The organism is Xanthomonas campestris pv. badrii, assembly GCF_012848175.1.
Taxonomy (GTDB): domain Bacteria; phylum Pseudomonadota; class Gammaproteobacteria; order Xanthomonadales; family Xanthomonadaceae; genus Xanthomonas; species Xanthomonas campestris_C.
Genome location: NZ_CP051651.1, coordinates 3,088,769 through 3,112,979, shown reverse-complemented (window position 1 = coordinate 3,112,979; position 24,211 = coordinate 3,088,769). Strand labels below are relative to the sequence as shown.

Genomic DNA, 24,211 nt, shown 5'->3' with positions numbered 1-24,211 from the left:
CGTCGCTGTGCCAAGCTTCTGCTCGCTCCATTTTCACGCTGTCGCGTTCATGATTGCGAGTATGTTCACTCGCTGATTGGTATCCCTTGCCCACTTTTCCTGCCCGATCCGAGCCGTCCATGAAAAAACCGCTGCGTTGGCTAGCTGCCCTGACCGCCCTGTTGTTGCCGCTGAGCGCGCTCGCGCAACAGCAAGGGCTCACCATCGACATCGTGGGCGGTAGCGCCTCGGCGACGCCGATCACTGTCGTCCCCATGCCTTATCAGGGTTCGGGTACTGCGCCACAGACCGATGTGTCTGCCGTCGTCGGCGCCGACCTGGACCGCTCCGGCCAGTTCCGCACGCTGCCTGCCGCGCAGATCGTCGAAAAGCCGACCCGCGGTACCGAGGTGCAGTTCCAGACCTGGCGCACGCTCAAGCAGAACTACATCGTCGTCGGCCGTGTGATGGACGCGGGCGAGGGTGCTTACCGCGTCGAGTACGAGCTGTTCGACGTGGCCAAGGGCGAGCGCCTGCTCGGCCTGGCGATGACCGCGCGTGCCAACGCGATGCGCGATGTCTCGCATCAGATGGCCGACGCGATCTATGAAAAGATCACCGGCGTGCGCGGCGCGTTCTGGACCCGCATCGCCTACGTGACCGCCAGCGGCAAGGGCGGCGCGATGCGCTATGCGCTGATGGTGGCCGACTCGGATGGCTACAACCCGCAGACCATCGTGCGCTCGGCCGAGCCGCTGCTGTCTCCGAACTGGAGCCCGGACGGCAAGAAGCTGGCTTACGTGAGCTTCGAGCGTGGCAACTCCTCGATCTATCTGCAGGACATCGCCACCGGCGCCCGTGAACTGGTGTCCAGTTTCCGTGGCATCAACGGCGCGCCGGCGTTCTCGCCCGATGGTCGTCGCCTGGCGCTGGCCCTGTCGCGCAGCGGCAACCCCGAGATCTATGTGATGGACCTGGGCAGCAAGCAGCTGACCCAGCTGACCAACCACTTCGGCATCGATACCGAGCCGACCTGGGCACCGGATGGCGGCAGCATCTACTTCACCTCCGATCGCGGCGGTCGCCCGCAGATCTACCAGGTGGCTGCCAGCGGCGGCAGCGCCAACCGCGTGACCTTCCAGGGCAACTACAACGCTACCGCCAGCGTGTCGTTCGACGGCAAGAAGATCGCCGTGGCCCAGGGCAGCGGCAACAGCTACCGCATCGCGATGATGGACCGCAGCCTGGGTTCGCCGAGCTGGAGTACGCTCTCGCCGGGGTCGCTGGACGAATCGCCGAGCTTTGCGCCCAACGCCAGCATGGTGCTGTACGCCGCGCGCGAGGGTGGTCGTGGCGTGCTGTACGCGGTGTCTTCCGACGCTCGGGTGCGGCAGCGTCTGGTTCTGGCCGATGGCGATGTGAGAGAACCTGCGTGGGGGCCTTACCGAACCGCGCATTAATGTTAATATTTCGCTGCGTTACACCACTCATCGGCCCAGAGCCTCCATAGGTATCCCATGAACAAGTCCACCCGCGTCTTGCTTGTCTCCCTGTTGTCCGTTGCCGTGCTGGCTGGTTGCTCCAAGAAGGTGAAGGAAACTCCGCCTCCGGCAACCGATACCACCGCCGGTTCCTCCGTGCCCACCGGTCCGTCCACCTCCGGCCTGTACGGCCCGGGCGACCTGGATACCGATGCCTGCCTGCGCCAGCGCGTTGTCTACTTCGATCTGGATCAGGACTCCCTGAAGCCGGAGTTCCAGGCCATCATGGCGTGCCACGCCAAGTACCTGCGTGACCGTCCTTCCTCGCGCATCACCCTGCAGGGCAATGCCGACGAACGTGGTTCGCGCGAGTACAACATGGGTCTGGGCGAGCGTCGCGGCAATGCCGTGTCGTCGGCCCTGCAGGCTGCCGGTGGTTCGGCCAGCCAGCTGACCGTGGTCAGCTACGGTGAAGAACGTCCGGTCTGCACCGAAACCAGCGAAAGCTGCTGGTCGCAGAACCGTCGCGTCGAAATCGTGTACACGGCTCAGTAAGAAGCGATGCGCTTTCGAGTGACATCCCTGTTCGTCGCGGCGGCCCTCGTGGTCGCCGCGCCGGCATACGCCCAGCGAGCCAGTCTCGCTGATCGTGTTGCCGTGCTCGAGCAGCAGCAGGCCAATAGCCAGGCCAACAACGATCTTCTCAATCAGCTGCAGCAGGCGCGTTCGGACCTGCAGGCATTGCGTGCGACCGTTGAACAGCTGCAGCACGACAACGAGCAACTCAAGCAGCAGTCCAAGGACCAGTATCTGGACCTGGACGGACGTCTGAACCGGCTGGAAGGTGCAGGTGGCGCAACGCCGCCGCTGCCTTCTGCCAGCGGCAGCGTCACCCCAGCCCCGGCTCCGGCCGCGCGGCCTGCAGCGGCGGCCACTTCCGAAAAGCCGCCCACTGTTCACGGCGACCCGGGCACCCTGGCCGTCAGCAACGAAGAACGCACGGCCTACAATGTCGCGTTCGATGCCCTGAAGAATGGCAAGTACGACGATGCGTCGCAGCTGTTCCTGAGCTTTCTCGAGCTGTATCCCAACGGCGTCTACACCCCCAATGCCCTGTATTGGCTGGGCGAGAGTTATTACGCCACCCGTAATTTCCAGCTGGCAGAGGCGCAGTTCCGCGACCTGGTCAGCCGCTATCCCACGCATGACAAGGCCGCCGGCGGCCTATTGAAGCTTGGCCTGTCGCAGTACGGTGCGGGCAAGAACAACGAAGCCCAGCAGACCTTGCAGCAGGTGGCAGCGCAGTATCCCGGCACCGACGCCGCACGCGTTGCGCAGGAGCGCCTGCAGTCAATCCGCCTCGGTCAGCAGCTACGCTGAACCCGCGCGCCCGCGCCTTTGGCGCAGCGCATACTTTGCCCATGAATGCCGCCGCCGTCCCCAGCGAGATCGTCCAGTCGCCATTGCCGCGGCTGAAGATCACCGAGATTTTCCTGTCCTTGCAAGGCGAGGCCGAAGCGGCCGGCTGGCCAACGGTGTTCGTGCGCCTGACCGGCTGCCCGTTGCGCTGCACCTATTGCGACACGGCTTACGCCTTCCATGGCGGTCAGTGGCATGACATCGACGCCATCGTTGCCGAGGTTGCCAGCCACGGCGTGCGCCATGTCTGCGTGACCGGTGGCGAACCGCTCGCGCAAAAGCGCTGTCTGGCGTTGCTGCAGCAGCTCTGCGATGCCGGCTTCGACGTCTCGCTGGAAACCTCCGGCGCGCTGGATGTGTCGGGGGTCGATGCGCGCGTGTCGCGGGTCGTGGACATCAAGACCCCCGCGTCGGGCGAGGAGCATCGCAACCGTTGGGACAACCTGCCGCTGCTGACCGCGCGTGACCAGATCAAGTTCGTGATCTGCAGCCGTGCCGATTACGAGTGGGCGCGCACCTGTGTTGCCGAGCACGTGCTGGATCGCCGCTGCACGGTGTGGTTCTCGCCCAGCAAGGGCCAGGTGAGCGCACGCGAACTGGCCGACTGGATCGTCGCCGACCGGCTGCCGGTGCGCTTCCAGATGCAGTTGCACAAGATTCTGTGGAACGACGAACCCGGTCGCTGAGCCACGCCACGCTGCAGCACTCCGGCCCTGCTCGGCTTCGACTTGAGCAGCGCACGATGGTCTGGCCTGTGCGTAGGTACGTCCTGTGCAAACGATGAAACCTCCTGCGCGTGCTCGGCTGCGCTATCGCCTTGCAGACCGACCCTGCTAGCCTTCCGGTTCTGTTGTCATCGCCTGATTCGTCATGAAGAAAGCTGTTGTGTTGTTGTCCGGGGGCATGGACTCTGCCGCCGTCATTGCGCTCGCCCAGGAGCAGGGCTTTGCGGTGCACGCGCTAAGCGTGCGCTACGGTCAGCGGCATACTTCCGAACTGGAGGCCGCCGCACGCGTGGCCGCGGCGCAGGGGGTGGTGGCGCACAAGGTGGTCGACGTGGATCTGCGCAGCATCGGCGGCTCGGCGCTCACCGACGACATCGAGGTGCCAGAGGCCGGCGGCGGCGGAATTCCGGTCACTTACGTGCCGGCGCGCAACACCATCATGCTGTCGCTGGCGCTGGGCTGGGCGGAAGTGGTCGGCGCCAACGACCTGTTCTGTGGCGTCAATGCGGTCGATTATTCGGGTTACCCGGACTGCCGGCCGGAATTCGTGCGTGCCTTCGAGGTGCTGGCCAACCTGGCGACCAAGGCCGGCGTGGAAGGCGCGGGCCTGCGCGTGCATGCGCCGCTGCAGTTCCTCAGCAAGGCCGACATCGTTCGTGAAGGCGTGCGCCTGGGCGTGGATTTCGGCCTGACCGTGTCCTGCTACCGCGCCGATGCCGAAGGACGCGCCTGCGGCCACTGCGACGCCTGCCAATTGCGCGCGGCCGGCTTTGCCGATGCGGGCGTCCCGGACCCCACACACTACGCCATTTCGTCTTGACGCCCGGGTAGGGTAGAATGCGCACCCCGACGCGTAGTCGGGGCAGTGGGCCGTTAGCTCAGTCGGTAGAGCAGAAGACTTTTAATCTTTTGGTCGATGGTTCGAATCCATCACGGCCCACCATATACCGCAAGGCTTTCAGCCTCTGCCATCGCTCCGCAAGCTGACATCGGCTCGGCAATGATTGCGTCGGCCTCGTGCATACGCCGAGCCGGCCATGTGCATATTCACCGTTTGGGCGAGCCAAGCGATGGGGCTGTCTGCACTCGACGCGATGGCGCTCGCATTCCTTGGCCTTGCCGCAGTGCAAGCGCGTCGCAACTGGATCGTCTGTGCGAACCCGCTGCCGTCCAGCTGGTGCCATCGGTCGATCGCAAGCGCGTTGGGGATGCGGGAGCTGAACCCATCAGCCGCGGCAGATCCACCTGCCAGTGACCCGAAAGCCCTTCGTACTGATCTGATGCGCATCGATCCGCCCAAGCTGCACGCTCTTGGTCTGCGGAAACGCGTCCAGGCATTGCGTTGCGCCGTCGGTCCATTGGTGTTTGAACACGTCGCTCCTGCTCGGGCCGCCGCTATCGAATGAAGTCATCTGTTCGGTGCGCGAAACGAAGTGAAGTGTCCTGGCCGACGTCGTGGTGGCAAGGGTGGAAAACAACAGGATTCCACACGCAAGCGTGGTGCGGTGGAAGGCATTTCCAAACGGGAAGCGGGGCGTTTTCATCGGCGTCGATCTGCATCAGAGGAGGGGGGCTGTATTCAAATCGCCGCGAGGCTACGACGCGGATAAGGCGCCTGCGTGACTGTGGGTTTGCGAAACGGATGGGTTATTCCAGCGTTCAGCGGTAATGAACCCGTGGTGGCGCCGAGTGCCCTCTGATTCGACGAATAGAAGGGTGGACGCGCATCGCAAAAACTTCTGAAAGATATGCCTTTTCAGGCAATTATCGGTCTGCGGCGGCATGATCGCGCGTTCACGGCCTTCACTCTATTGTCTGCTCCACCTTCAGGACCACGACGTGTAATGACCGCGCATCAGGAAGACGCCGCAAGGTCGCGGATTTACGAGGCCTTGTTACAGGCAACGCCGGATCTCCTCTACGTGTTCGACACCCAGCACCGCTTCGTCTACGCCAACCAGGCGCTACTGACGATGTGGGGTATGTGCTGGGAGGATGCTGCCGGGAAGACGTGTCTGGAGCTGGGGTACGAGCCCTGGCATGCGGCGATGCACGACGAGGAAATCGAACGAGTGATCGCAACCGGCGAGCCGATCCGCGGCGAGGTGCCGTTTCCGCATACGGTCAAGGGCCTGCGCATCTACGACTACATCTTTACGCCCGTGTTCGGGCCAGATGGCAACGTCGAAGCGATCGCCGGGGCAACGCGCGACATCACCGAGCACACCCAACACGCACAACATCTGCAGCTGCTGATCAACGAGCTCAACCATCGCGTGAAGAATTCGCTGGTGATGGTGCAATCGTTGGCGCGTCAGTCGTTCAACAATGCCGACAGCCTTGCCGATGCGCAGGAGAAGATCGATGCGCGCCTGCTAGCGCTATCGCGTGCGCACGACACCCTGACCCGGGAGAACTGGGTCAGCGCCGATATCCTGGAGCTGACGCGCGATGCGGCAGCGCTTTACGAGTCGCGCGACAGCCGGCGATTCCTCCTGCAAGGTGAGTCCTGCCATCTGGATCCACGACGCGCGCTGGCGCTGTCGATGGCGCTGCACGAGCTGTGCACCAATGCGCTCAAACACGGCGCGTTGTCCTCGTCTGAAGGCAATGTGCAGATCGTCTGGGAGCGCTGCACGCGCGATGGTCAGCAGATGCTGGACCTCACCTGGCAAGAACTCGGTGGCCCGACCGTGCTGCCTCCTGCACGCAAGGGGTTCGGGTCACGGTTGCTGGAGCGCGGCTTGAAGCACGACCTCAAGGGCGAGGTGGAGCTTGCCTTCGACCCCGCCGGTGTCCGTTACCGGGTCTCCATCCCGTTGCCGGTGGTAGCTGCCGAGGTACAGCCGTGAGCATGCGGGTGTTGCTGGTCGAAGACGAATCCTTGGTGGCGATGTTGCTGGAGGATTGCCTGGTCGAACTGGGCTACGACATCGCCGCGACCGTTGGCGATGTCGATGCTGCACTCGCGGTGGTGCAGCAAGGCAACCTGGATCTGGCGGTGCTGGATGTCAATCTGGGAGGCACGCTCTCGTTTCCGATCGCAGAAGCGTTGGATGCGCGCGGCGTGCCCTACCTGTTCGTGACTGGCTACGCGCAGAGCGGAATTCCGGAGAAGTTTCGCCATCGGCATGGGTTGCAGAAGCCGTTTCAGTTCCGCGACCTGCAAAACGCCTTGTCCGCGCTGGAGCGCAAGGCCAGCGCGGACTGACGCCGACGCCAGCAGGGCCCTAGCAGTCGTCCGCGCTGCGGCACGGAATGCGTATCACCGAACGCACTAGCGCGCATGTGCGTGCCCGGCCGCGTCGATGTGCGCCCGTTGGGCCGAAGCGGTGGACGAGGTGCTTATTGCGTCGTCGGCGCACCGAGAGCGACTCAAGAAAAGCAACGGCGTCGGCACGACGCCGATGCCAATGACATTGCGCTAAGCGTCCGGCCGTTATGCGCTGCGGATCTGCTGGAGAGCGGCTGTACCTGCAGAACGCGTGTGGTGCTGCACACGACACGCTGGTGGGCGCATCCGATTGCCTCCGGCCCACCGCCTGACATGCGACGTGCGTAGCGTCATCGGGGCCAGTGCTGGCGCAGTCGACCCGCACGATCAACGCTGTGGCAGCGCCTGGCTGCATAGGGCGGTGCGCTTGCATAAAGTCTTGGCCGCGCGTACTGCATCTGGTGGCCAAGACAGCCCGAGCAGCGGAGCGCGCGCCACGCTGTGGACGGGATCAGCTTTCCAGCGCAGCCAGCACGTCGGCGTGCAGCTGTTGTGCACCGGCTTCGCTGTTGAAACGCGCAAAGACTTCTTCGCCGGAGAGCAGGCCCACCCGCACGGAGTGGCAGTAGGAGCCGAAGCTTTCGCCAGCGTTGAACGGATCGCTGATGACCGAGATATGGGTGAGGCGGACCCGGGTGGTGCCGAACTTGATGAACATCTGCGAGCTCCTGTGTGAGCGCTGAGTTTCCCACTTTGCGGTGCAGGGCAGAAGCGGGGCGATGCAGTCGCTGCGGTGGCGCAGGCTTAGCCGATAGCGCGCTGCGGATCTGTTGGCTTTACTCCGCCGTGTAGCACGCGGTAGGAGACGCGCTGCCTCGCGCATGCGGCGAGCCAGCACGTACACTGCCGGGCCCTGATGCTGAGCTTGCCTGATGTCCGATCCCATCCGTCTGGATAAATGCGTTGCCGCGCAGTTCGGCTGTTCGCGTGGCGAGGCGCAGCAATATATCGAGGGTGGATGGGTCAGCGTGGACGGGGCGGTTGTCGAAGAGCCGCAGGCCCTGGCGACCGCCGTGCAGGTGACGCTGGCGCCGGATGCGGTACTGGAACCCGCCGAGCCTGCGACCTTGTTGTTGCACAAGCCGGCAGGAATGACCGCCGACGCCGCAATGGCGCTGGCCAAGCCGGCAAGCCGCAGCGAGCTGGACAACGCCGAGTTGCGCGTGCTCAAACGGCATTTTCTGCGTCTCAATGCGCCGCTGCCGTTGGAAGACGATGCCAGCGGCCTGCTGGTGTTGAGCCAGGATGGCCGGGTACTGCGCAGATTGACGGCCGATGCCAGCTCGATCGAGCAGGAATTTCTGGTGGAAGTGCGTGGCGAGTTGCGCCCGTATGGCATGGCACGTCTGGCGCAGGGCCTGGTCTATCAGCGGCGCAGCCTGCCGCGGTGCAAGGTGAGCTGGCAGAACGAAGAACGGCTGCGCTTTGCGATCAAGCACGTGCAGCCGGGTCAGCTTCGTTTTATGTGCGGCGAGGTAGGGCTTGAGGTGGTCAGCATGCGCCGGCTACGTATAGGGCGGGTGTCGCTGGGCAAGCTCGCAGTTGGTCAATGGCGCTACCTGCCGGCAGGTGAGCGCTTCTGATCCGGCGCTGTCGGGCGGCGTATCGCAGTCGTGTGCTCGCTGGAGTGCAGCCTGTACGGTGTACGATCCAACGCGTTGCGCGCGGTGCCTGGACGCTTACTTCTTGTTGCGCTTCTTCTTGGCGCGTGTCACCAGCCAGATCACGACGGCAATGATGCCGATGACCAGAATGACGAAGGCTGGTGAGAGGAATGCATTGTCGCCCATGAGAATCTCCTGAAATCGTCTGCAGCCAATCGCTGCACTGACGTTAGCCTAGCGAGCGGCCTGCTTGAACGCGTGAAATGTCTGAACGAAGCAGCGATGCAGTTCGCGTCTGCAACCGGTGGGTGTCGGTCCGCGTTCGATGCCGCGCCTACTGCATGCGTTTGTGCGCTTCGAGTGTCGCGTTCGCATTCAACGGGGGCGAGCTGACATGGAGCCACGGTGCGTGGGTAAGTTTCCCTCACACGTCTTGATCGACGCACTCGCAAGCAGGCACACGGTGCACGGTGTGGGAAGAAGGTGCAGCGATGCTGTCTGACGATGCGCATCGGCCTGCAGGCACCGACCGAGCCCGCGGTGTGGCGGGCGCCAGGGATACGAGTGCGTCGCCATGCCGCCCTTGCAGTGGCTGGCTGGATGCTGCGCATCCAGGCGATCGGCCGATGCGCCGATGTGCGGACAAACACGCACGCAGACATCGTCGGTGACGGCAAGCCAGTGCGGCACTGCAATCACGACCGGCAATGTCCCGGCAGGGGCGTGCTCAGCGCCTCACGAGTCGAGCGGCCCAACAGGCCTCGCGTCCGGTAGTGGCAGTTTAAGTGAGATATGCATCACGTAAATCGGGGGGCGGCTGACAAGCTGTCAGGGCCTTCCCGATAAGCTCATCGGCTGCTCGGCATTACGCGCCAGGGGTGGCAAGCACGCGGCGTTTGGCCATCACGCTGCGAATGGCGGTGAGCAGTTGCTCGGGGGTGTAGGGCTTTTCCAGGAAGGCCACGCCGTCGGGCAGGATTTCTTCGACGTATTCGACCGCCAGCCCGGAGGTCAGCAGTACCGGCAGGTTGTACGGCGCGTGCGCGGTCTTCAGCGCAAGGTCCACGCCAGTCAGCCCGCCGGGAAAGTGGATATCGGAAAACAGCACATCGACGCGCGGGTCGCTTTCGATCAATGTCAGCGCTTCTTCCACCGAGCCTGCGCTGCGGCAGGTAAAGCCGTAACTTTCCAGCACAAGGCAACTGAGTTGTCGGGTGCCGTCGCCATCTTCGACAACGAATACAACCGGCCGTTCCTTGTTCTGTGACATGAGCACGTCTCGTAAGGCAGGCCACATTCTCAGCGATGCAGCAGTGAACCCTTCGTCAACGCAGACGCAGCCGTATGGTCACCAACCGAAGGGGCCGGGACCATAGCCGCCAGGCGCGTAGCGCGGGCCGAATACCGGGCCTTCGCCGCGGCCAACACTGATGCTGACGCCGATCTGGTGTGCCTTGCCGTCGTCGTCGTAATAGGTCTTGCAGGAATTCAGGTTGGCGGCCTGCCAGTTGCTGTTGCCGCCGCGACTGGAATAGCCGATGCCGGTCTCGACGGCGCCGTGCAGCTTGCCCTGGCATTGTTCGGCGCGCTCGGCAGCGATCGACGCCGCGCTCGGACGTGCCAGTGCAGGCCGCGGGCCGCTCTTGTCGCCGTAGAATGTGCCCGGCGGATCGGTGCTGTATTCCGGGTCGGACCGGTACTGCACCGGTGCCTGCGGGACGCTCAGGTCCAGGGCGCGGGCGGATGCCGGCCCGGCACTGCCGTCGCCGTTCTGGGCGAGTGCGCCACCGGCGGCGAATAGAGTGGCCAGGAGAAGCAGGCTGCGTTTCATCGGTTCGACTCTACTCAAGTGACTGGCAGCGCGTGCCAGCTCGCCCTGTGAAACTAGCAACGGCTGATTGAATGTCCGCTGTCGATTCAGGCCAAGCGTGTGCCGGCGCGTGGCGTCCGCTGGCACAGGCTGTTGCATCAGCCTTGCTCGCGCACGATGTCGATCAGCTGCGCGCCATACCGGGCCAGCTTGCCGCCACCGATGCCGCCCACGCGCGACAGCGCATCGATACTGGTCGGCCGCTGCTCGGCGATATTGCGCAGCGTGCTGTCGTGGAAGATGACGAAGGCCGGCACGTTCTGCTCCTTGGCCAGCTCCGCGCGCAATCCGCGCAAGGCGTTGAACAGCGCCAGATCCTGCGGCTGCACCGGCAGGCCGGTGCGCTGGGTGCTGCGCTCGCGCTCGCGGCCAGCGGACGGGTTTTCCCGTCGCATCATCACCTGGCGCTCGCCCTTGAGCACCTGGCGGCTGGCATCGGTCAGGCGCAGACCGCCGTGGCCTTCGCTGTCTACCTCCAGCAGGCTGGCAGCAACCAGTTGGCGGAACACGCTGCGCCAGGTGCGTTCGTCCAGATCGCGGCCAATGCCATAGGTGCTCAGCTGGTCGTGGCCCAGCTGCTTGATGCGCTCGTTCTCGCTGCCACGCAGGATGTCGATCAGGTGGCCCACGCCGAAGCGCTGGCCACTGCGATACACGCAACTCAGTGCCTTCTGCGCCGCCACGGTGGCGTCCCAGGCGGCAGCCGGGGTGAGGCAGTTGTCGCAATTGCCGCAGGGTTTGGGATAGGTCTCGCCGAAGCCGGCCAGCAGCACCTGGCGGCGGCACTGCATGGATTCGCAATAGCCGAGCAGGTGGTCGAGCTTGGCGCGCTCCAGGCGCTTGCGCTCCTCGGCCGCTTCGCCTTGTTCGATCATCTGCTTGAGCAACACCACATCGCCCAGGCCGTAGCAGAGCCAGGCCTCGGCGGCCTCGCCGTCGCGGCCGGCGCGACCGGTTTCCTGGTAATAGCCCTCCAGCGATTTGGGCAGGTCCACGTGCGCCACGAAGCGCACGTCGGGCTTGTCGATGCCCATGCCGAACGCAATCGTGGCGGCCATGATGATGCCGTCCTCGCGCAGGAAGCGGCGCTGGTTCTCGGCGCGCACCTCCGCCGGCAGGCCGGCATGGTAGGGCAGGGCATTGAAGCCTTGCGCGCACAGCTGCTGAGCGGTTTCTTCCACCTTGCGCCGCGACATCGCGTAGACAATGCCGGCACAGCCGCGATGGCGGGTGAGGAACTCCTGGAGCTGTTTGCGCGCGTTGTCCTTCTGTACCACGGTGTAGCGGATGTTGGGGCGGTCGAAGGAGCTGACGAAGTGGCGCGCGTCCACCAGGTCCAGGCGCTCGGCGATCTCGCGCTGCGTGGGCGGGTCGGCGGTGGCCGTCAGCGCCATGCGCGGGATGTGCGGCCAGCGTTCGTGCAGCACGGTGAGCTGGCGGTATTCCGGGCGGAAGTCGTGTCCCCACTGCGAGACGCAGTGGGCCTCGTCTATGGCGAACAGGGCGATGCGGCTGCGCTCCAGCAACGACAGGAAGCGCTGGGTCAGCAGCCGTTCCGGCGCCACGTACAGCAGGTCCAGATCGCCGGACAGCAAGGCGCGTTCGACACGCTGGGCGTTCTCCGCATCCAGGGTGGAATTGAGGAATTCGGCACGCACACCGAGCTGGCGCAGCGCCTCGACCTGATCCTGCATCAATGCGATCAGCGGCGAGACCACGATGCCGATGCCGTCGCGCAGCAAGGCCGGGACCTGGTAGCACAGCGACTTGCCGCCGCCGGTAGGCATCAGCACCAGCGCGTCGTTGCCGGCAGCGACGTGTTCGACAATGGCCTGCTGCGGGCCGCGGAAGGCGTCGTAACCAAAGACGCGGCTGAGCAATTCGTGTGCGGGAGAAGACATCGACCTAGGATACCGCGCGGGTCAAGCCCGGGTGGCTGTCATGCCTGCAGTGTTGCGGACTGGCGAGTCGGGGAACGCCGCGATGCGAGCGTGTGCGCCCAACATTCCCTAGAAAGAGGGCGTCCGGCGTTGCGTCTGAAACCACCCTGGCTCCCGCCGTACCTTCACCCCAACCCCTCTCCCGGCGGGAGAGGGGCGCAAACCCGAAGGGTGAAGCCCCAAGGGTCTACTGCAACAGCGAGCGCAGCATCCAGGCGTACTTTTCGTGGGTCTGCAGGCGCTGGGTCAGCAGGTCCACGGTCGGGTCGTCGCCGGCGTCGTCGGCGGTGCCCAGCACCTTGCGCGCGGTGCGGCAGACCGCTTCGTTGCCGCTGACCAGCTGGCGCACCATCTCGCGCCAGTCGGCGCTGTCGCTCAGGCCCGGCTCTTCCGGGATCGAGGTCAGCGCGACGAATTCGCGGTACGAGCCCGGTGCGTTGTAGCCCAGGGCGCGGATGCGCTCGGCCACTTCGTCCAGCGCAGCCCACTGCTCGGTGTACTGGGTTTCGAACATGGTGTGCAGCGAGTTGAACATCGACCCGGTGACATTCCAATGGAAGTTGTGGGTCTTCAGATACAAGGTGAAGGCGTCAGCCATGTAGCGGGCCAGGCCGTCGGAGATCTGCTTGCGATCGGCGTCCTTGATCCCGATATCGATATGTGGCGCCGATGCGGCAGCGACCGGCAGGGCATCGTTGACGACGACAGGCTTGTTGGCGTTCTTTTTCTTGGACATGGAAGGGTCCTTCTGAGGTTGATGTCTGACAGAACAGTTATGGCGTCACAATAGACAGGCTAAAGGATCAAACGTCATTCAATCTTTCACATTCTTGGATCAATGAGCGCTATCGACACCGATCTTGCCAATACCTTGCGCGAGCGCCGCCGCGCTGTCGATGGCGCGATGAGCCGCGACCGTGGGCGCTTGCTGGGCCTGTGGTCGCGCTGGCAGGGCAAGCCCGGTAATGTGCAGGCGCGCGAGGCCTTCGAGCAAGCACTGGCGGCGTCGCAGGCGCAGCGCCAGGCGCGTGCCGAGCAGCAGCCGGCCATCACCCCGGATGAGCAGTTGCCGATCGCGCGCGAGGCCGAGCGCATCATCGCGTTGATCCGCGACCACCAGGTGGTGGTGATCGCCGGGGAGACCGGTTCGGGCAAGACCACGCAGCTGCCCAAGCTATGCCTGGCCGCCGGGCGCGGTGCGGCCGGCATGATCGGCTGCACCCAGCCGCGCCGGATCGCCGCGCGCGCGGTGGCCGCACGCGTGGCCGACGAGCTGAAGACCCCGCTCGGCACCACGGTGGGTTTCCAGGTGCGCTTCACCGACCGGGTGGGCGAGCATTCCCGCATCAAGTTCATGACCGACGGCATCCTGCTGGCCGAGATCGCCAGCGACCGTTGGTTGTCGGCCTACGACACCATCATCGTGGACGAGGCGCACGAGCGCAGCCTCAACATCGATTTCCTGCTGGGCTATCTCAAGCAACTGCTGAAAAAGCGCCCCGACCTGAAGCTGATCGTCACCTCGGCCACCATCGATACCGGGCGCTTTGCCCAGCATTTCGACAACGCGCCGGTGATCAGCGTGGAAGGCCGGACCTTCCCGGTGGAGGTACGCTACCGGCCGCTCGAAGGCGAGGCGGGCGGCGATGACGACGCTGCCGGGCGCGACGGCGAACGCACCGTCAACGATGCCATCGTGGCGGCGATCGACGAGATCACCCGCCTCGATCCGCGTGGCGACGTGCTGATGTTCCTGCCCGGCGAGCGCGAGATCCGCGATGCGCATCATGCCCTGGAACGGCGCAAGTACCGCGATACCGAAGTGGTGCCGCTGTATGCGCGGCTCTCTGCCGCCGACCAGGACCGGGTGTTCAACCCCGGTCCGCGTCGGCGCCTGGTGCTGGCCACCAACGTGGCGGAGACCTCGCTGACGGTGCCGCGCATCCGCTACGTGGTGGACCTGGGGTTTGCGCGGGTCAAGCGCTACAGCCCGCGGCAGAAGCTGGACCGCCTGCATATCGAGCCGATCTCGCAGGCCAGCGCCAACCAGCGCATGGGCCGTTGCGGGCGGATTGCCGAGGGCATCTGCTACCGGCTGTATGCGGAAGCGGACTTTGCCGCGCGCCCGGCGTTCACCGACCCTGAGATCCGGCGTTCGTCGCTGTCCGGCGTGATCCTGCGCATGCTGCAGCTGGGGTTGGGGCGGGTCGAAGACTTCCCGTTCCTGGAAGCGCCGGACGAGCGTGCGGTGGCCGACGGCTGGCAGCAATTGCTGGAGCTGGGGGCGATCGATGCCGATCGGCGTCTGACTGCCATCGGCCGGCAGATGGCGCGCCTGCCGGTGGACGTCAAGCTGGCACGCATGCTGGTGGCCGCGCAGCAGCACGGCTGCCTGCGCGAGATGATCATCATTGCAGCGTTCCTGGGCATCCAGGACCCGCGCGAGCGTCCGCCCGAAGCACGCGAGGCCGCCGACAACGCGCATGCGCTGTTTGCCGATGCGCGCTCGGAATTCGTCGGCATCCTGCGGCTGTGGGAGGCGTACCGGCAGGCGCATGAAGACCTCACCCAGTCCAAGTTGCGCGACTGGTGTGGCCGGCATTTCCTGGGCTTCTTGCGCATGCGCGAGTGGCGCGAACTGCATCGGCAGCTGCGTCTGCTGTGCGAAGAACTGGGCTGGAGCGAGGAGCCGGCCACGGCCATGCTGGCGCCGCTGCTGGCCGGCGCCAGCGCGCCAGCGCGTGCCGATGGCCACAACGCCAACCGGCCCACGCGCGGGCAGCTGCACCGTGCCGCGCGGCTGGCGCGCGAGGGCAAGGCCGATCCGGCCGCGCCATCCGTGCGGCCTGCAGCGGTGGCGCCCAATCGGCAGGCAGAGGCCGCCGAGGCGTCGGCGCGCACCAGCGAGCGTGAACGTGCTGCTGCGTATCAGGCGCTGCACCGCGCGCTGCTGGCCGGCCTGCCGACGCAGATTGGCCACCGCACCGAAAAAGGCGATTTCCTGGCAGCACGCCAGCGCCGTTTCGTCCCGTTCCCCGGCTCGGCGTTGGCACGCAAGCCGCCGCCGTGGATGCTGGCCGCCACGCTGCTGGATACACAAAAAGTCTGGGGCATGACCAATGCGGCGATCGAGCCGGAGTGGGCCATCGCCGAATTGGGGCATCTGCTGGCGCGCAAGCATTTCGATGCACACTGGTCGCGTGCGCAGGGGCAGGTGGTGGCGTCCGAGCAGATCAGTCTGTTCGGGTTGGTGCTGGCGCCAAAGAAGCCGGTGCACTTCGGCAAGATCGATCCGGTGGCCTCGCATGACCTGTTCGTGCGCCAGGGCCTGGTGACCGGCGAGATCACCACGCGTGCGGCGTTCGTGGCCGACAACCTGCGGGTGCTGGAACAGGCGCGCGAAGAAGAAGCCAAGCTGCGTCGCGCCGGTATCGTGGCCGACGAGGACTGGCAGGCGCGCTGGTATCTGGACCGCATTCCGGCCGAGCTGCATTCGGCCAGCGGGCTGGACGCCTGGTGGAAGACGCTGCCGGCCGACAAGCGCCGCAGCCTGCACTGGAGCTTGAACGATCTGCTGCCCGGCGAAGGCAGCGAGGCCGATCGATTCCCCAAGTACTTCCCGCTGGGCGGTGCGCGGCTGCCGTTGCATTACCGCTTCGAGCCGGGCGCCATCGACGATGGCGTGACGCTGGAAGTGCCGCTGCATCTGCTCAACGCGCTGGATCCGGCGCGTCTGTCGTGGCTGGCGCCGGGTTTCGTCGCCGACAAGGCATCGGCGCTGATCCGCAGCCTGCCCAAGGCGCAACGGCGTAACTTCGTACCGGCGCCGGATTTTGGCCGGGCGTTCTACGAGGCCTATAGCCTGCCGTCGGCCGATGACATGCGCGGCGAGCTGGCGCGCTTCCTGTCCAAGGCCACCGGCGTGCAGGTGGCGGCGCTGGACTTCGATGAGCAAGCGCTGGAGACCCATTTGCTGATGAACCTGCGACTGCGCGACGACGACGGCAAGGTGCTGGCCGAATCGCGCGATCTGGACGGGCTACGCGCGCGCTTTGGCGAACGTGCCGGCCAGGCGTTTGCCGCACGTGCCGGGCGTGCGCTGGCCGCCGAAGGCCTGCGCGACTTTCCGGCGGCGCCGATCCCCGAGCAGGTGGCCGGCGAAGCCGGTGTGCCGGCGTATCCGGCGCTGGTGGATCAGGGCGAGGATGCCGCGCTACGCATCTTTGCCGACCGCAACGAAGCGGCGCAGGCGCATCCGCGCGGCGTGCGGCGGCTGCTGGAAATCGCCCTGGCCGACAAGATCAAACAGGCGCGCAAGCAGCTGCCGGTGTCGCCCAAGACCGGCCTGCTGTATGCGGCGATCGAATCGCAGGAGCGCCTGCGCGGCGATCTGGTCGATGCCGCGCTCAATGCGGTGCTGGCCGAAGGCCTGGGCGCCATCCGCGACCCGGGCGCGTTCGCGCATCGGCGCGACGATGCCGGCAAGCGCCTGTTCGGCGAAGCGATGGAACGCCTGAAACTGGCCGAAAGCATCCTGGGTGCGGTGGCCGAACTCAAGCCACTGCTGGAAGCGCCGCTGATGGGCTGGGCGCGTGGCAACCTGGACGACATGGAGCAACAGTTGCGCGCCCTGGTGCATGCCGGCTTCCTGCGCCAGACCCCGGCGCAGGCCCTGGCCAACTACCCGCGCTATCTCAAGGCGATGATCCTGCGCACCGAACGCGCCAAGCGCGACCCGGCGCGCGACCAGGCACGCATGCTGGAACTCAAGCCGTTCGTGGACGCGCTGGAGGACGCGGCTGCGCGCGGGCTGCAGCAGCGGCCCGATTGGCAGGCACTGCGCTGGGATCTGGAAGAACTGCGGGTGTCGGTATTCGCGCAGGAACTGGGTGCCAAGTCCGGCGTCTCGGCGAAGAAGCTGGCGCAGCGGGTGGCGGCATTGCGCGGCTGATGGTGACGATCGCCGGTGGAGCGCGGCGTACGCCGCTGCGCGCGCCGGCATGCATCGGCCACCCAAGCGGGTGGCGCGATGCGCCGCTGGCGAAACCGTCTTTCAGAACTTCAGGTGCACGGTGGCCATATACCGCCGCCCGCTCTTGTAGCGGCCGGCCAGGTGGTCCTTGTCGCCGAGATACTGCAGGTATTCTTCATCCAGCAGGTTCTGTGCATCCAGCTGCAGCGACCAGTTCGGGCTGAACGCAACACCGAGACTGGCACCGAGCTCGGCATAGTCGTCCACGCTGGCCGGAGCAGCGCCGGCCACATAACCGCCGGCCAGGTAACTGTCGCGCCAGTTGTAGGTCAGCCGTGCGTTGAGCGGGCCTTTCTCGAAGTACGGGCTGAACGCCACGCTGTTGCGCGACTGGTAGGGCAGGGCATCACCGGTGTTGTTCTCGCCGTTGGCGTAGGTGTAGTTGCCGGTCAGACCAAAGCCGCTGTCGCCGAAGGGTTGCTGGAAGGAGAGATTGAAGCCCTTGACCTTGCCCTGGCCGGCGTTGCGCGGCCGCTGGATGCTGTAGTCGCAATAGCCGTCTGCGGTGCAGCCATTGCTGCCCACCAACTGCGCCCAGCTCTGCGGCGCGGTATCGCGCAGTGCGTTGTACTGGCGCTCCACGCTGGCACTGGTGTCGATGTAGTTGTCGATCTTCTTGTAGAACACCGACCAGGCCACCACCGATTGCTGGGCGAAGTAGTACTCGGCCGACAGGTTGAAATTCCACGACTCGTACGGCGACAACTCCGCATTGCCACCACTGCCGGTCAGCGTGGTGTCGTTGAGGAAGGTGTTGTTGACCATCTGTTGTACGGCGCCCAGGCGATCACCTTGGCCGCGGCGAAGCGGAACACCCAATCGTCGCTGGTGTCGTACGACAGGGTCAGCGAGGGCAGCAGGAAATCTTCCTTGCGGGTGCGGGTCTGCCACAGGCTGTCGGCGTTGGCCAGCGAGGGCGTGCCGCTGTAGACGAAGCCGCTGCCCTCGGTCTTGGAATCGACATAGCGCACGCCAAGGTTGCCGCGTAGACCGCCGCCGGAAAAATTCAGTTGCGCGTAGGCGGCATTGTTGGTCTGCTGCAGCGCCCAGGTGTTGTTGAGATAGCTGGCCGGATCGGGTGCGGCATAATCCACCGGACTGTTGCGGATCCAGTTCAATACATTGTTGCGGCCCGCCTGCACATGTCGGCCATGGTCGGGATAGAAACCGTCCAGATCGGTCAGGCCGATGGTGCCCACGTCGGCCAGCGTGCCGGGTGTGACGCCGCCATAGACATTGAGTTCGAAGCGCTCGTCGTGTTTGCCGTGGCGTACGCCCAGCAGCAGCTGGTTGAACACGCTGTCGAACTGCAGATTGACATCCAGCTGGCCGTAGGTGTCCTTGCTTTGCGTGGAGAAGATGCCGTTGTTGCCGAACCAGCCGCCGGCCGAGCCCCAGTTGGCCGGGTCGCGTGCAGCGGCCGGGTCGTCGAAGCGGATGCCTCGGCGCGTGTCCCAGCTGAAACCGCCGTTGTAGAACGGCTCGATGAAGTATTGCGACAGGTCCTTGTTCTCGGACTTGCTTTGGCCGATCTGTCCATTCAGGCCCCAGCCCTCGCCGCGAAACGCGCCGCGCAGGTCCAGGCCCTTGGTGGTGACCTCGGACTCGCGCACGTTGTTGTCGTAGATCACCGTGCCGCCGAGCGGGTCGGCATTGGCGCTGGAATGGCCGCTGGTCACCACGCCATTGCGCACATCGCCCAAGCGGTCCACCGCGGCAACGGTGCCGGGATTCCAGGTCAGAAAGCTGTACATCGACTGGTTGTAGTTGTCGAAACTCTCGTTGATGTACAGGCCGCTCAGAGTGAACTCCAGCGCTTCGCTGGGCTTGAGCTGCAGGTTGACCACGGCGCTGTCGCGCTCGCGGTCCTGCTGGAACCAGGCCGCATTGATCGAGTTGGGCACATCGGCATCGGGCGGCACCGTGCCTGCGGCATTGGCGAAACTGCTGGCCGGTGCGTAGCCGAACACTTCCATGCCGCGGCGGTCCACGCGCTCTTGGTAATGCTGCGCCGACACCGCGATGCCGAAGGTCTGCGCGCTGTTCTTCCAGCTGTAGAGCAATGCCGCGTTGGGCTTGCCCTGGCTGGCCTGGTCGCTGTAGCTGTAGCCGATCGAGGCGGCGACCTCGTTGACCTCCAGATCCAGCGGCTGGCGGGTATGCATCAGCACGGTGCCGCCCAGGCTGCCCTCGGTCAGCCGTGCCTCGGAGGATTTGAGGATTTCCGCCCGTCCCAGGATCTGCGGCGCCAGCAAGGTGTAGTCGAAGCCGCGGCTGGGCTGTTCGCCGTACAGCCAGATCGCCTGCGCCACCGGGTGGCCGTCCAGGAACGACAGATTCAGGCTGGGGTCGGTGCCGTCGATGCTGACCCGCTCGCCCTGGCCGAAGCGTCTGTCCAACGTGACGCCGGGAATTTGCGACAACGCTTCGGCCACGTTGGTGCTGGGGAATTTGCCGATGTCCTCGGCGGTGATCGCCTCGGAGATGCCTGCATTGTTGCGTTTGGTGTCGAGCGATTTTTCCAGGCTGGCACGGATGCCGACCACCTGGACAGCGTCCAGGTCGGTGGCTTGCTGGCCTGCAGCGTCCTGGGCTTGCACGGTGAATGCCAACGACAACGCAATCGCACTGGACAGCAGGGTGGTGCTGTATTTCATGATGTCTCTCCTCATCACGCACAGGGATGGACGGCGGGCTGCTGCTCGCCGGATGCGGGGTCTTGCCGCCGCGCGTTCGAAAAACGCGCGGCCAATCGCTTACGACACGTCAGCGTGATGCTGCAGATACCAATTGGCCGCGCCGAACACGCCCAATTGCCCGTGCTCGACCAATTTGACCGGGATGCGTTCGAGCACCTCGCGCATGCCGCCCTTGTCGAGCAAGCGCGCACGAAACGCGCTGGCCGCCAGGAAGCTGCCGATGGTCGGCAGGATGCCGCCGGCCAGATAGATGCCGCCGGCCGCGCCGTAGGCCAGGGCCATGTCGCCCACGGCATGGCCGAGCAGGGCGCAGAACACCTGCAGCGTTTCGCGTGCGAGCGCATCGTCCTCGTGCAGGGCGGCGTGGGTGATCGCCGCGGGCGATGCGAGCCGCGGGGTGGTGCCATGCAATTGGCAGGCGGCGGTGTAGAGCCGCAGCAGGCCGGGGCCGGACAGGACATGTTCGAGCGGCAGGTAGTGCCGATCGCGCAGCAGAATGTGCAGCAACTGCGCTTCGTGCGCGTGCGTGCTGGCCAGCGCGACCTGGCCGGCTTCGGTGGCCAGCACGATCGGGCGCGGCCTGGCATCGATCCACACCGCCGCCCCCAGCCCGGTGCCCGGCCCGACCACCAGGATGGGACCGGCGGCGCGTGCATGCCGCGGTGTGGGCCCGCTCAGCTGCAGCACCGCACGCGGCTCCATGAGCGGGGCGGCGTAGGCGACCGCTTCGAAATCGTTGACCAGATGCACGCGACGCAGGTCGAGCGCGCTGCGCAGGCGCTTGGGCGAAATGCTCCACGGCAGGTTGTTGCTGATGAAGGTGTCTTCGTCCAGCGCAACCCCGGCACTGGCGATGACCACCGCATCCACGCGGCTCACCTGTGGCAGGAAATCGGCCAGGATGGCGTCCAGGCTGGGGTACTGGGCACAGCGATAGGTGCGGTAATGCGCCAGCTCGATCGCGCCACCGTCGGTCTGCAGCGCATGACCAAGACGCACATGCGTGCCACCGACATCGGCGGCGATGAAGCCGGCTGCAGCAGGAATGGCGGGCAAGACAGAAGCCTGAGCAGAGTGCGAGGTCGCAGCCACGTGCAGTCCTTTGATCCGTCTGATCGGCCCGTGCCGTCAGCGAGTAGGGGCCTGTGTAGGAGTTGGTGACAACGATGTCAATGGTCCAGTCGGGTTGGATCGATCTTGCTGGCGAGCTCAAGTGCCGAATCGGCCCTTTTGACCGGTTGTGTGCGGACTTCGTTGCGCAGGCCGGTCAACATTGTCGAGTTGGTGGATTGCCCGTGGGTGCGACGGTGCGCATCGGCGACTCAGCTGGCTGGCAGAGTGAGGGATTCTCAGGCCCGAAGCAGTGGCGGCCGTGCTGCCGTCGGCGCCACGTCCGCAGGCGGGCGGTCGTGTTCGATGACCAAGGTGTAGATACGCCCTACGTACCAGGGACAACGATCGCGGTTACGCGCCGCAAGGCGCGGCGCTTCGGTCGTCGCGCCAGTGCATGGCGCGTTCCGCTTCTCAGCGTGCTACGTCGCGGCCGGCAACGCCCGGTAGCGTGCTGCAGGCGGCGTTGTCGGTGGGCGGTGCCTGGGTGGGGTATTGCTGCTGACCAAGCACATAGGTCTGGCTGGTGGCGACGAAGCCATCGGCGTAGGTGGCTTCGACGAAGTACGCGCTCCAACCAACTGCCGGAACCTGTATCGGCACCGCCACCTTGCTGCCGCGTGGTAGCGGTAGCGCGGTCGCGCTGTAACGGATGCCGCAGGCATAGCGGAAATCGCGCGCCTGGGGATTGCTGGCACTCCACAGCCGCAGTTGGGCAGGGCGCTCGGAGGAGCGCAGGCGAATCTGCGGTGCCGTTCCTGCCTGCAGTGCACCGCTGAGCTGCGGGAGCGCACGCCGCTGCTGCAATCGCCTGATGAAGGGCACCAGGCTGTCGACCACCGATGCGCGGATGCCGTTATGCGCGCTGTTGGGCACCATGCGCAGGGCCTTGCTGCCAGGCAATGCGTCGTAAAAGAACCGCGTATTGTCCGGCAGGAAGAAATCGTCGCCACTGGCGTTGACGATGTACTTGGGCACCGACAGGCGCTTGCGGTACGGGGAGCGCAGGTAGCTGAGCGGATCCTGCACCTGCACCAGCTGCGCGAACTCCGGCGTCTGCAGCTGCGCGGTGATTCCCTGCCTGGCGTAGGGGGCGAATGCGATCGGCCAATTGCCGCCATAGGTCCGGTACATATGGTCCAGCACGGCCGGCATGTTGAGGATGTCGATCACCAACGGCACCACCGCCTCCACGCGCCGGTCGGCGATGGTGGCATGCCAGCTCGCCCAGCCGCGCTTGGAGGCACCGGCGAGAATGAAACGATGGATCCGCAGCGGCGCCAGCTCGCGCTCGGCCAGCGACATGGTGCGGGCGATCGCCGCCGCCATCGGCACATGCAGCAGCAGGGTCTTGCGCTGCTGCGGCGCTTGCAGGAACTGCGACCAGGTATAGGCAACGCTGTCATCCTCGCGGCGTGGCGTGTCGTCTCCTCGATAGGTCAGCGCCTGATTGGGAATGTCGCTCAGCGCGATCACCACGGTGCGGCTGCGCTGCGCCAGCGCTGCCAGCGCCTCGGGTTGCAGCTCGCTGGCCGGTTGCGCCGCGCTGCCCGCAGCCGCATTGCGGGTGCCATTGGTGGACAGCAGCACCGCGCGGGTGGGTAGCGCATCGGTGGGGACGTAGATCGCCACAGCGTGCTGCCACACCGCCGGGGTGACCAGCGATTCGGGCGACCAGGTCTGCGAGGTCAGCAGATAGTCGCGCCGCTCCACACCGTTCACCGTGCTGGTGGCAACGCGGGTATACACCAGCGGCTGTCGCTCCACTGCGTCGTGATAGCAGACCAGCGCCTTGTCGAATCCGACCTCCGGGCGCGTGCATTGTTCGGCAGCAGTGTCGGCCAGCGCCGATCCGGTGGTGAACAGCAGCAGCGCGAGGGCATAAGGTGTCGTCAGGGACATCGGCGTTCTCCGGATGCAGCGCAGGGTGCTGCGATTGTCAGCAGTCAGGCAGCCACCAGACGTGCGCGGCAGGGCAACAGATGGCTGTGCGGAAGTCTGGCAGACGCGCGCATGCCGCGGTGACCTAGGGCTGCATGGTGGCGGCGCAAGCGAAGCCGCCAGCAATCCAAGACACAGAGTGCGACCGCGATGGCGCATCGGATGTGCGCAGGCGCAGGTTATGCCGTCTGCCGGTGGCCTTGGTCTTTCGGACGCTAGTGCACGCCAGCAGCAACGGCGCGCATATCGCGATGGCAAGGGCTGGCGTGGCCCTGCCCGAGGTCGGCGTGTTGGCGCGGCCAGCGGGCGGCGGCGTCACCACGCGCCTGAGAGCGGCTAACAGAAGGTAGCGGGCAATCGTCAGGTGGTGGTGCGGAGGGCACACGCAGAACCGGAGTGTACGCATGCGGTACACGCCGACTCCGAGCGTGGGCCGTGCCTGCCCGACGGCCGCGCAATCGTTTTGTCAGGGGCGCTTACTTGGTCCGCCGCACCTTGGCTGGGGTGTTATAGCCCTCGATCTGCAGATACCACACGCCGACCAGGCCGGGTTTGATCTTCACCTTCGGCGCGTCCTTGCGTACGCCCGACAGGCTGGCCGCATCGGTCTGTTCCCATTCCTGACCGTTGGCCAGAGTGTAAATACGGCCCTTTGAGAACCCCTTGAATTCGCCCACGAGAGTGCTTTCGATCGGCTCCTTGCTGCCGAAGTCGAAGAAGCCGCGGTTCTTGACGATGACTTCCTGACGGCCGGCTTCCTTGGCCTGTTCGACCACCACCGCGGCTTCCTTGGCAACCTTGCCCTGCAACCAGTCGTTGAGCGCGGTCAGTTCGCTGGCGGTGAGCTTGTCCAGGCCGGCGGCCTTGAACTGCTCGGCGCTCATCTGCGACTGCAGGTCGCCCTGCACGGAGCGCTGGGCCAGCGCCGGTGTGGCGGTCAATGCAAGGGTCAGGCAGACCAGCAGTGGAATGCGGCGCGCGAGCGACATGAGAGCCATCCGTCAGTAAGAGGCCGCTAGTGTAGACGCTGGGCGGGCAGGTGACTGCGGCTGGCAGACTGTCTGGCGGCTGCCGGGTCCTGCCCAGCGCAGCCGCTTGACGAGCGGGCGCCGCGAGTGGGCAGCAGGATGGCCATGC

Annotated in this window: 18 protein-coding genes, 1 tRNA gene, 1 other RNA gene and 1 pseudogene; 10 read left to right on the top strand and 11 right to left on the bottom strand. The window is 65.5% G+C overall.

Going from position 1 to position 24,211, the window contains the following annotated elements:
- Positions 1-119 precede the first annotated feature (119 nt).
- From tolB to HG421_RS13125, 6 genes are all read left to right on the top strand, one after another.
- Positions 120-1,439, top strand: a complete 1,320-nt coding sequence (gene tolB, locus HG421_RS13150; protein WP_169706754.1) for a Tol-Pal system beta propeller repeat protein TolB — start codon at positions 120-122, stop codon at positions 1,437-1,439.
- Positions 1,440-1,496: 57 nt separating this feature from the next.
- The gene (pal, locus tag HG421_RS13145) at positions 1,497-2,015 is read left to right on the top strand and encodes a peptidoglycan-associated lipoprotein Pal (RefSeq protein ID WP_029220381.1); all 519 of its coding nucleotides are present in this window, start codon (positions 1,497-1,499) and stop codon (positions 2,013-2,015) included.
- 6 nt (positions 2,016-2,021) lie between these two features.
- Positions 2,022-2,840, top strand: coding sequence for a tol-pal system protein YbgF (gene ybgF, locus HG421_RS13140; protein WP_169706753.1), 819 nt, complete (start codon positions 2,022-2,024; stop codon positions 2,838-2,840).
- A gap of 41 nt (positions 2,841-2,881) precedes the next feature.
- On the top strand, positions 2,882-3,565 hold the full coding sequence (queE, locus tag HG421_RS13135) for a 7-carboxy-7-deazaguanine synthase QueE (RefSeq protein ID WP_169706752.1): 684 nt from the start codon (positions 2,882-2,884) through the stop codon (positions 3,563-3,565).
- Positions 3,566-3,749: 184 nt separating this feature from the next.
- Complete coding sequence (queC, locus tag HG421_RS13130) at positions 3,750-4,424, top strand: 7-cyano-7-deazaguanine synthase QueC (protein WP_169706751.1); 675 nt, start codon at positions 3,750-3,752, stop codon at positions 4,422-4,424.
- Between the two features lie 47 nt (positions 4,425-4,471).
- Positions 4,472-4,547, top strand: a tRNA-Lys gene (locus tag HG421_RS13125).
- Positions 4,548-4,830: 283 nt separating this feature from the next.
- Here the strand turns inward: HG421_RS13125 and HG421_RS21285 are convergent.
- On the bottom strand, positions 4,831-5,148 hold the full coding sequence (locus tag HG421_RS21285; RefSeq protein WP_248279376.1) for a hypothetical protein: 318 nt from the start codon (positions 5,146-5,148) through the stop codon (positions 4,831-4,833).
- Between the two features lie 300 nt (positions 5,149-5,448).
- Here HG421_RS21285 and HG421_RS13115 point away from each other — a divergent pair, with 300 nt between their 5' ends.
- Both HG421_RS13115 and HG421_RS13110 read left to right on the top strand, forming a co-directional pair.
- A complete protein-coding gene (locus HG421_RS13115) occupies positions 5,449-6,456 on the top strand; it encodes a sensor histidine kinase (RefSeq protein WP_169706750.1) in 1,008 nt (335 codons plus the stop codon).
- A complete protein-coding gene (locus HG421_RS13110; RefSeq protein ID WP_169706749.1) occupies positions 6,453-6,815 on the top strand; it encodes a response regulator in 363 nt (120 codons plus the stop codon). Before HG421_RS13115 ends, HG421_RS13110 begins: the two co-directional genes overlap by 4 nt.
- 514 nt (positions 6,816-7,329) lie before the next feature.
- On the opposite strand, the gene HG421_RS13105 is transcribed toward HG421_RS13110, so the two are convergent.
- Entirely contained in the window at positions 7,330-7,536 is a 207-nt protein-coding gene (locus HG421_RS13105; protein WP_169706748.1) for a hypothetical protein, read from the bottom strand.
- A gap of 214 nt (positions 7,537-7,750) precedes the next feature.
- Here HG421_RS13105 and HG421_RS13100 point away from each other — a divergent pair, with 214 nt between their 5' ends.
- Positions 7,751-8,461: an rRNA pseudouridine synthase gene (locus tag HG421_RS13100; RefSeq protein ID WP_169706747.1), complete on the top strand. Its 711-nt coding sequence runs from the start codon at positions 7,751-7,753 to the stop codon at positions 8,459-8,461.
- Positions 8,462-9,347: 886 nt separating this feature from the next.
- Here the strand turns inward: HG421_RS13100 and HG421_RS13095 are convergent.
- The 4 genes from HG421_RS13095 to HG421_RS13080 all read right to left on the bottom strand — a co-directional run bounded on the left by HG421_RS13095 (position 9,348) and on the right by HG421_RS13080 (position 13,028).
- Complete coding sequence (locus HG421_RS13095; protein ID WP_169706746.1) at positions 9,348-9,752, bottom strand: response regulator; 405 nt, start codon at positions 9,750-9,752, stop codon at positions 9,348-9,350.
- Between the two features lie 78 nt (positions 9,753-9,830).
- A complete protein-coding gene (locus tag HG421_RS13090) occupies positions 9,831-10,313 on the bottom strand; it encodes a hypothetical protein (protein ID WP_169706745.1) in 483 nt (160 codons plus the stop codon).
- Positions 10,314-10,450: 137 nt separating this feature from the next.
- On the bottom strand, positions 10,451-12,253 hold the full coding sequence (recQ, locus tag HG421_RS13085; protein ID WP_169706744.1) for a DNA helicase RecQ: 1,803 nt from the start codon (positions 12,251-12,253) through the stop codon (positions 10,451-10,453).
- A 226-nt stretch (positions 12,254-12,479) separates the two neighbouring features.
- Positions 12,480-13,028, bottom strand: coding sequence for a Dps family protein (locus tag HG421_RS13080; RefSeq protein ID WP_029220802.1), 549 nt, complete (start codon positions 13,026-13,028; stop codon positions 12,480-12,482).
- Between the two features lie 102 nt (positions 13,029-13,130).
- Here HG421_RS13080 and hrpA point away from each other — a divergent pair, with 102 nt between their 5' ends.
- Positions 13,131-17,243 carry an ATP-dependent RNA helicase HrpA gene (hrpA, locus tag HG421_RS13075; RefSeq protein ID WP_169706743.1) on the top strand — a complete coding sequence of 1,371 codons (4,113 nt, stop codon included), beginning with the start codon at positions 13,131-13,133 and terminating at the stop codon, positions 17,241-17,243.
- Between the two features lie 102 nt (positions 17,244-17,345).
- On the opposite strand, the pseudogene HG421_RS13070 reads toward hrpA, so the two are convergent.
- The 5 genes and pseudogenes from HG421_RS13070 to HG421_RS13050 all read right to left on the bottom strand — a co-directional run bounded on the left by HG421_RS13070 (position 17,346) and on the right by HG421_RS13050 (position 24,063).
- Positions 17,346-19,981, bottom strand: a pseudogene (locus tag HG421_RS13070) (TonB-dependent receptor).
- 99 nt (positions 19,982-20,080) lie between these two features.
- Complete coding sequence (locus HG421_RS13065) at positions 20,081-21,115, bottom strand: glucokinase family protein (RefSeq protein ID WP_169706742.1); 1,035 nt, start codon at positions 21,113-21,115, stop codon at positions 20,081-20,083.
- A gap of 432 nt (positions 21,116-21,547) precedes the next feature.
- Entirely contained in the window at positions 21,548-23,035 is a 1,488-nt protein-coding gene (locus HG421_RS13060; protein ID WP_169706741.1) for a PhoPQ-activated pathogenicity-related family protein, read from the bottom strand.
- A gap of 373 nt (positions 23,036-23,408) precedes the next feature.
- A non-coding RNA gene (locus tag HG421_RS13055) (sX9 sRNA) lies at positions 23,409-23,489 on the bottom strand.
- Between the two features lie 61 nt (positions 23,490-23,550).
- Entirely contained in the window at positions 23,551-24,063 is a 513-nt protein-coding gene (locus tag HG421_RS13050; RefSeq protein WP_169706740.1) for a hypothetical protein, read from the bottom strand.
- Positions 24,064-24,211 lie beyond the last annotated feature (148 nt).